At 54.4% G+C, this 2,926-nt stretch carries 2 rRNA genes (1 of these 2 only partly in view); both read left to right on the forward strand.

The window, feature by feature from the left end:
- Window positions 1–2,674, forward strand: a 23S ribosomal RNA gene (locus CQ393_RS17895); it begins 204 nt to the left of the window's first position.
- A gap of 112 nt (window positions 2,675–2,786) precedes the next feature.
- Window positions 2,787–2,901 (forward strand): 5S ribosomal RNA (rrf, locus tag CQ393_RS17900).
- Window positions 2,902–2,926: the final 25 nt, after the last annotated feature.

Below are 2,926 nucleotides of genomic sequence, written 5' to 3' on the forward strand. Positions count from 1 at the left end.
CAGAGGAAAAGAAATCAACCGAGATTCCCTGAGTAGCGACGAGCGAACGGGGAACAGCCCTTAAGCTGGTATGGTTCTAGAAAAACGGTCTGGAAAGGCCGGCCATAGAAGGTGATAGCCCTGTATTTGAAAGGGCCATTCCAGTGAAGACGAGTAGGGCGGGGCACGTGAAACCCTGTCTGAACATGGGGGGACCATCCTCCAAGGCTAAATACTACTGACCGACCGATAGTGAACCAGTACCGTGAGGGAAAGGCGAAAAGAACCCCGGAGAGGGGAGTGAAATAGAACCTGAAACCGTGTGCGTACAAGCAGTAGGAGCTCGAAAGAGTGACTGCGTACCTTTTGTATAATGGGTCAGCGACTTACTGTTCGTGGCAAGCTTAACCGTATAGGGGAGGCGAAGGGAAACCGAGTCTGATAAGGGCGCATAGTCGCGGGCAGTAGACCCGAAACCGGGTGATCTAGTCATGCCCAGGGTGAAGGTGCGGTAACACGCACTGGAGGCCCGAACCCACTCCCGTTGCAAAGGTAGGGGATGAGGTGTGATTAGGAGTGAAAAGCTAATCGAACCCGGAGATAGCTGGTTCTCCTCGAAAGCTATTTAGGTAGCGCCTCATATGTATCCTCTCGGGGGTAGAGCACTGTTATGGCTAGGGGGTCATCGCGACTTACCAAACCATTGCAAACTCCGAATACCGAGACGGACTGTATGGGAGACACACGGCGGGTGCTAACGTCCGTCGTGAAAAGGGAAACAACCCAGACCCACAGCTAAGGTCCCAAATTTTGTGCTAAGTGGAAAACCATGTGGAAAGGCACAGACAGCCAGGAGGTTGGCTTAGAAGCAGCCACCCTTTAAAGAAAGCGTAATAGCTCACTGGTCGAGTCGGTCTGCGGGGAAGATTTAACGGGGCTAAGCACAGAACCGAAGCTTGGGGTGCATAACTTTGTTATGCGCGGTAGAGGAGCGTTCCGTAAGCCTGCGAAGGTGGATTGAGAAGTCTGCTGGAGGTATCGGAAGTGCGAATGCTGACATGAGTAACGATAATGCGGGTGAAAAACCCGCACGCCGAAAGCCCAAGGTTTCCTTGCGCAACGTTAATCGGCGCAGGGTGAGTCGGCCCCTAAGGCGAGGCAGAAATGCGTAGTCGATGGGAAGCAGGTTAATATTCCTGCACCTCGCGTAAGTGCGATGGAGGGACGGAGAAGGTTAGGTGTACCAGGCGTTGGTTGTCCTGGGGAAAGGCGGTAGGTTTGGATCTTTGGCAAATCCGGGATCCTTTAAGACCGAGCACCGAGACGAGTCTTTAAGACGAAGTCACTGATACCACGCTTCCAGGAAAAGCTCCTAAGCTTCAGCTTACGCAGACCGTACCGTAAACCGACACAGGTGGGTAGGATGAGAATTCTCAGGCGCTTGAGAGAACTCGGGTGAAGGAACTAGGCAACATGGCACCGTAACTTCGGGAGAAGGTGCACCATTGCCGGTGGCCCATGCGGGCTATAGCTGGCGATGGTCGAAGTGACCAGGCCGCTGCGACTGTTTATCAAAAACACAGCACTCTGCAAACACGAAAGTGGACGTATAGGGTGTGACGCCTGCCCGGTGCTGGAAGGTTAATTGATGGGGTCAGCCGCAAGGCGAAGCTCTTGATCGAAGCCCCAGTAAACGGCGGCCGTAACTATAACGGTCCTAAGGTAGCGAAATTCCTTGTCGGGTAAGTTCCGACCTGCACGAATGGCGTAACGACAGCGGCGCTGTCTCCACCCGAGACTCAGTGAAATTGAAATCGCTGTGAAGATGCAGCGTTCCCGTGGCAAGACGGAAAGACCCCGTGAACCTTTACTATAGCTTTACACTGAACGTTGAGTTCGTCTGTGTAGGATAGGTGGGAGGCTATGAAACTGTGGCGCTAGCTGCAGTGGAGCCATCCTTGAAATACCACCCTGTCGTGCTTGACGTTCTAACCTAGGCCCGTTATCCGGGTCGGGGACCGTGTATGGTGGGTAGTTTGACTGGGGCGGTCTCCTCCTAAAGAGTAACGGAGGAGCTCGAAGGTACGCTCAGCGCGGTCGGACATCGCGCACTGTGTGCAAAGGCATAAGCGTGCTTGACTGCAAGATCGACGGATCAAGCAGGTAGGAAACTAGGACTTAGTGATCCGGTGGTTCTGTATGGAAGGGCCATCGCTCAACGGATAAAAGGTACTCCGGGGATAACAGGCTGATACCGCCCAAGAGTTCATATCGACGGCGGTGTTTGGCACCTCGATGTCGGCTCATCACATCCTGGGGCTGTAGTCGGTCCCAAGGGTATGGCTGTTCGCCATTTAAAGTGGTACGCGAGCTGGGTTCAGAACGTCGTGAGACAGTTCGGTCCCTATCTGCCATGGGCGTTGGAAGTTTGAGAGGGGCTGCTCCTAGTACGAGAGGACCGGAGTGGACGAACCTCTGGTGTTCCGGTTGTCACGCCAGTGGCATTGCCGGGTAGCTATGTTCGGAAGCGATAACCGCTGAAAGCATCTAAGCGGGAAGCGCGCCTCAAGATGAGACTTCCCGGGGCACAAGCCCCCTGAAGGAACCATGTAGACTACGTGGTTGATAGGTCAGGTGTGTAAGCGCGGCAACGCGTTGAGCTAACTGATACTAATGATCCGTGTGGCTTGACCATATAACCTCAAGTTGCCTTGGCCGACATGACATGTCGATGGACCCAAGTGCACGCTACGTCACAAGACCCTACGAGAGGCTGGCGCCGCTAACGGCGACCCTCCAACCCTCTCCCTGGTGAAATTAGCGCTGTGGAACCACCCGATCCCATCCCGAACTCGGAAGTGAAACGCAGCTGCGCCGATGGTAGTGTGGCTCAAGCCATGCGAGAGTAGGTCATCGCCAGGGTTTTTATCCCCAAACCCCCGCTGCT

Origin of the sequence: Stenotrophomonas sp. MYb238, assembly GCF_009496535.1 — a bacterium.
Classification (GTDB): Bacteria; Pseudomonadota; Gammaproteobacteria; order Xanthomonadales; family Xanthomonadaceae; genus Stenotrophomonas.